Source organism: Bullifex sp., from assembly GCF_034103065.1.
Classification (GTDB): domain Bacteria; phylum Spirochaetota; class Spirochaetia; order Sphaerochaetales; family Sphaerochaetaceae; genus Bullifex.
Genome location: NZ_JAXEGN010000289.1, coordinates 1 through 5239 on the forward strand (window position 1 = coordinate 1; position 5239 = coordinate 5239).

The window sequence follows — 5239 nt, forward strand, 5'->3', positions numbered from 1 at the left end:
GATGTAATTATTAAGGGTGGTTCTTATATAAATAATTCATCTACAGTTTCTCCTGAAAGCGTTGGTGTAATTGAGAAAAATGTTACTAGTGAGTATACTGGTTTCAGAGTTGCAAAGGATATTTAATGGAAAAAGAAAAATTTAAGCTCATACTTAAAAACAAAAAAGCTTACTTTAACTATGAAATTATTGAAGAGTTAGAGTGTGGTTTACAGTTAGTTGGGACTGAGGTTAAAAGCGTCAGGATGGGACGTGTATCTTTTGGAGACTCTTATATTACAATAAAGAATAATACTCTTGAGCTAATTGGTTTTACTATTCAACCCTACTCTCATGGCTCTGTTTTTAACCATCAGGGAGATAGAAAAAGAGTTTTACTTGCCCATAAGCAAGAGATTAAAAAGTTTAATCGTAAGGTTGAATCAAAAGGTATGACTATTGTCCCTCTAGAGATTTATTTGAAGGGTAATTTAATTAAGATGAAAATCGCGCTTGCTAGAGGTAAAGCTGTCTATGACAAAAAGAATGCAATTAAAGAGCGTGATTTAAATAAGGAAGCTAGAAGAGAGTTAAAGATGTTAAATTATTAACATCTTGTCGATTTTGCTTTCTTTTTGTATATTAGCAAAATGTAAGGGGATGTCTCTGGTTTCGACTGGTGGCAGACCACTTCTAAGACTGCGGTCCAAGCGCCAACTTGTTAAACTAGCACAAAAAAATAAATGCAAAGAAAGAAGACGAAGTATTCGTTTCTGACGAAGCAGAATTACTCGCAGCGTGAGCTTGCGATCCGCTTTTAGAGTGCTGTTCCTAACTTGAAAAAGTGGTTGCCAACAGGGACTTGTTCTACTTAGGCTAGCATAGGTAGAAGACTTTTAGTTAGCTGGAGTTTAAATGGTTGGTTACAATACCTATTTAGGCTCAAGATTTTAAATTGTGACTACGGCTGTAGACGTTTTAGGATGGCACACTAGGACGGGAGTTCGAATCTCCCCATCTCCAAAAAGAGTTAGGTTTTATCTCTAGCTCTTTTTTTTATTTAATTCTCTTTGTATTATTTTATTTAAGGTAGAGTTTATGAAAAAAGGAACAAAAATCAATGGTAACGTAAAGTCTCTAGGTCTTTGCGGACATACTCGTATTGATGACTTTATTTATGCAGTTAAAAGTGATGGCAAAGGATTATACTGCATAGTGCCTCATTCTAAAGATAAAGATGGTGGAATCTATTTATTTGATTCAGAATTTGAAGTTAGAAACTTTGATAATGTTCACTTGGAGATTTTTTTTAAAATTTCCTCCAAGTGAATTTCTTTAACTAATTTGGTCTAGAAAAGTATTAATAGCTGTAAATGTTTGTTCTAGATCTCTAAAAATTAATGTTGCATTTTTATCTTGGTCAGTAGGATCTGCATTTACTATTACAACCTTACCACCATAGTATGATGTAAGTTTTGGTAGTGATGCAGCAGGATATACAGTGAGTGATGAACCTAAAATTAGTGTTAAATCAGCTTGAGAAAAAACTGTCTCAGCTTTTCGTAATACACTCATTGGGAGATTTTCTCCATAGAGAACAATATCAGGTTTAATAAGGCTTCCACACTTATCACAATATGGGATTTCTCCTCTTTGTACTATTGGCGCAATTTCTTCATATTTATAAAAGGCATTACAATTTGTACAAAAAGAGTGTCTTGCAGAGCCATGTAATTCCCAAACTTTTTTGCTACCAGCTCTTTGATGCAGAAAATCGATATTTTGGGTAAATACACCTTCCTTTAATATCCCCTTCTCTTCCATCCTTGCTAAAGTATTATGAACAATGTTTGGTTTATAATCTTCAAGATGATACCAAACCTCTTCTGTCCATTTATAAAAGATATCTGGGTGAGAGAAAAAGAAGTCATAAGAAAGAATTGTTTCTACATCAAGATTATGCCAAGGAGAGTTATAAACACCATGTTTACCTCTGAAATCTGGAATTCCTGATAGTGTTGATACCCCTGCACCAGTAAAGACAGCAATCTTTTTTGATGTCATTAATAAAGACCAAAGATTCTCTATTTTCTCATTAAATACTTCTTCTTTCTCTCTATATTCACTCATATTAAATCTCGTCAGCTAAATAAGTATTACCTTTTAAAGAATAGCACTTTAAATTAACCATATCACCAACTTTTACACTCTCTTTTGGTTTAAAGCTAATCATTTCATTGTGCTCATTTCTAGCAAGATATCTATCTTTATCATCTCTAGTAATGCCAGTAACAAGACCTCTAGTAGTCATATTCATCCTACCTTCCTTCTCTTTCTGACAGCGTTTTAACTGCTCATCAATTAATCTTTCAAGTCTAGCTATTTTGACATCATCCTCAAGCTGACCATCCATCTTAGCAGCAACAGTTCCTTCTCTAAGATTATAGTAATACATAAATGCTTCAATTGGATGCATGTATTCCATTAGAGAAAGTGTATCAAGGTATTCCTCTTCTGTTTCTGTAGGAAAACCTACCATAACATCTGTTGCAAATGTTAGGTCAGGAATTTCCTTTCTCATTTTATCAACAAGTTCAATAAAACTCTCTCTAGTATTTTTTCTATTCATAAGTTTTAAAATTCTAGAGTTACCACTTTGCATTGGAAGGTGAATATGAGAGCATACTCTCTTTTCATTTTTAATTACCTCAATGAGTTTAGGTGAAAAATCTTTTGGATGAGGCGATTCAAATCGTACAAACTCGATTGTTTCAATATTTTGACAAATCAATGTTAATAAATCAGGAAATGTTAAACCTTCATAGTTATATGAGTTTACATTTTGACCAAGTAAAGTTATTTCCTTTACACCCTTGCTATCAAGATCTTTAACTTCTTTAATGATTTCTTCTGCAGGTCTTGATATCTCTCTTCCTCTAACATAAGGGACAATACAATAAGAACAGAAGTTATTACATCCATTCATTATAGGTACATAGGAGGAGAACTCGCCTTCACTATAGTATGAAGTAGTAAAGCTATATTTATCTTTTTGGGATATATCATCACCTTTAAGGTAGTCTACTATTTCCATTTTTTCATTTGTACCGATAACTGCATCGACAAAAGGACAATCCTTTTTTAGTTCATCTTTAAGTCTTTCAGCCATACAACCTGTAACTACAATTTTATAGTCTTTTTTCTGCTTTTTAAGGTGACCAAAGAATGATAGACGTCCCCAAATTCTATTTTCAGCTGTCTTCCTTACAGAGCAGGTGTTGATAATTACGCAATCTGAATCTTCAGCTTTTTCTGCTTTTTCAATACCTGCACCCTTTAATAGAAGCTCTAACGCATTTGACTCTGCCATATTTAATTGGCATCCATATGATTCTATAAAATATTTCATTTATTTCTCCAAATGATTCTTAAAAGCCTTTAAAGTATTATTCATCAATAATGTAATCGTCATTGGACCTACTCCACCTGGAACAGGAGTAATGAATGAACACTTATCTACTAATGAATCGAAATCACAGTCTCCAACAATTCTATATCCTTTTTTCTTAGTCTTGTCTTCTACTCTGTTAATTCCAACATCAATTACAACAGCACCATCACTTACCATATCTCCTTTTAAGAAATTAGGTTTTCCAATTGCTGCAATAATAATATCTGCTCTCTTAGTCTCTTCAGTTAAGTTTTCTGTTTTTGAGTTACATACAGTAACAGTTGCATCCCACCCTTTTTGCATTAACATTAAAGCAATGGGTTTTCCTACAATATTACTTCTACCAATTACACATACTCTCTTACCAACAGTTGAAATATTGTAGTACTTAAGTAATTCAAGGATTCCTGCAGGAGTACATGGCATTAAACAATCTTCTCCAATAGCTAGTAAACCAGTGTTGTATGGGGAAAATCCATCTACATCCTTTTCACTTTTAATTGTATTAATTACTTTTTCTTCATTAATGTGTTTAGGTAATGGAAGCTGAACTAAGATTCCATTAACACTCTCATCATTATTGAGAGTGTTAACTAAGTTAATTAATTCAGCTTCTGATGTATTTTCACTTAGTAAATAATCTTTATATTCAAAACCACATTCAAGTGCTGCTTTACCTTTGCTATTTACATAAGTTTGGCTTGCAGGGTTATTACCAACAAGGATAACAGCAAGCTTAGGAACCTTATTATATCTATCTTTTAATAATGCTGTTTCACTCTTAATATTTTCTCTTAAGAGTAAAGAAACTTCTTTTCCGTTTATAAGTGTGCTCATAATCATGTAGTTTACATGGAATTTCGGTCTAATTACAACAACCCCCTTTGATTAGTATAAATAAATGGATTATATTTTTATCTATGAATAAAAAGCTTATTGTTCTTTTCATTTTTGCATGCATTTGTTCTTTAACCTTTGCAGCAAATAATTATTACGACAACGGTAGTCAACGATTTACAATTTCAGCAGGTATAAGCCAACCAGCTTCAATTACAAGGTTCGTTGATGATACAACTAAGACATTTGGAGACACAAAACTATCCATTGGTGGTTATGGTTCAATTTGTTACCAATTAAATGTTCATCCACAAATTGCACTTGGTTGTGAAATTGGATATATGTTTAACTATGTTATCGATGGAAAACTAGTTACCAATGTTCCAATGTTATTTAAAGCAACTTGGCTCCCAGTACAAGGTGTAATCGATATGCCAATTTCTCTTGCAGCTGGAATTTGTTATCTCTCTCTTTCTGATGGTGGATCATACATGCCATTCTATCTATCTGCAGAAATTGGACTTCAGTACTACTTTACAGAAAACTGGGGACTTGGAATTAATAGTGGAATTTGGGTTATCCCTGAAATTTACTACTCAGCATCAGCACAAAGTAAAAATGCGCTTGCTACCTTCTTACCTGTAACTCTTGCAGTTACATATCGTCAATAGGAGTACAATCATGAAAAAATATTTAACAATACTTCTATTATTAGCTATTGCTCTTCTTTCCTCCTGTAATCTTGATAACCAAGGTATCTTTGCAGAAGTAATTGATAGAGTACCTTCTGATAACAGAAAACTATCATTTATTGGAGCTAACTCTGTAACTAATATCGTTTATTTTAAATCTGTCAATGGTATTGAAAGTTACGATCTAAATAATGGAACTTATAAAACAATTGATTCATCAATTGAAGCTAAGAAAAGTAATAGATTTATAATATACAATAATAATACAATTATTTATTTT

The 5239-nt window shown here is 32.7% G+C and carries 7 protein-coding genes and 1 other RNA gene; 5 read left to right on the forward strand and 3 right to left on the reverse strand.

Features of this window, described 5'->3' with window-relative positions; translation table 11 throughout:
- Nucleotides 1-125 precede the first annotated feature (125 nt).
- From smpB to SOY52_RS11025, 3 genes are all read left to right on the forward strand, one after another.
- On the forward strand, nt 126-590 hold the full coding sequence (gene smpB / locus SOY52_RS11015) for an SsrA-binding protein SmpB (RefSeq protein WP_320849007.1): 465 nt from the start codon (nt 126-128) through the stop codon (nt 588-590).
- 45 nt (nt 591-635) lie between these two features.
- Nucleotides 636-1005: a transfer-messenger RNA gene (gene ssrA / locus SOY52_RS11020) on the forward strand.
- A gap of 72 nt (nt 1006-1077) precedes the next feature.
- Nucleotides 1078-1308 carry a hypothetical protein gene (locus tag SOY52_RS11025; protein WP_320849008.1) on the forward strand — a complete coding sequence of 77 codons (231 nt, stop codon included), beginning with the start codon at nt 1078-1080 and terminating at the stop codon, nt 1306-1308.
- Nucleotides 1309-1314: 6 nt separating this feature from the next.
- On the opposite strand, the gene SOY52_RS11030 is transcribed toward SOY52_RS11025, so the two are convergent.
- Genes SOY52_RS11030 through SOY52_RS11040 form a run of 3 tightly spaced genes read right to left on the reverse strand, consistent with a single transcriptional unit; the run spans nt 1315 to nt 4270 of the window.
- Complete coding sequence (locus tag SOY52_RS11030) at nt 1315-2109, reverse strand: NAD-dependent protein deacylase (protein WP_320849009.1); 795 nt, start codon at nt 2107-2109, stop codon at nt 1315-1317.
- Between the two features lies 1 nt (nt 2110).
- Nucleotides 2111-3388, reverse strand: a complete 1278-nt coding sequence (gene miaB / locus SOY52_RS11035; protein ID WP_320849010.1) for a tRNA (N6-isopentenyl adenosine(37)-C2)-methylthiotransferase MiaB — start codon at nt 3386-3388, stop codon at nt 2111-2113.
- Nucleotides 3389-4270: a bifunctional 5,10-methylenetetrahydrofolate dehydrogenase/5,10-methenyltetrahydrofolate cyclohydrolase gene (locus tag SOY52_RS11040; RefSeq protein ID WP_414429614.1), complete on the reverse strand. Its 882-nt coding sequence runs from the start codon at nt 4268-4270 to the stop codon at nt 3389-3391.
- Between the two features lie 80 nt (nt 4271-4350).
- On the opposite strand from SOY52_RS11040, the gene SOY52_RS11045 reads away from it, so the two are divergent.
- Both SOY52_RS11045 and SOY52_RS11050 read left to right on the forward strand, forming a co-directional pair.
- On the forward strand, nt 4351-4938 hold the full coding sequence (locus SOY52_RS11045; RefSeq protein ID WP_320849012.1) for a TP0733 family outer membrane beta-barrel protein: 588 nt from the start codon (nt 4351-4353) through the stop codon (nt 4936-4938).
- A 10-nt stretch (nt 4939-4948) separates the two neighbouring features.
- Nucleotides 4949-5239: hypothetical protein (locus tag SOY52_RS11050; protein WP_320849013.1), on the forward strand; the 291-nt coding region annotated here is incomplete at its 3' end.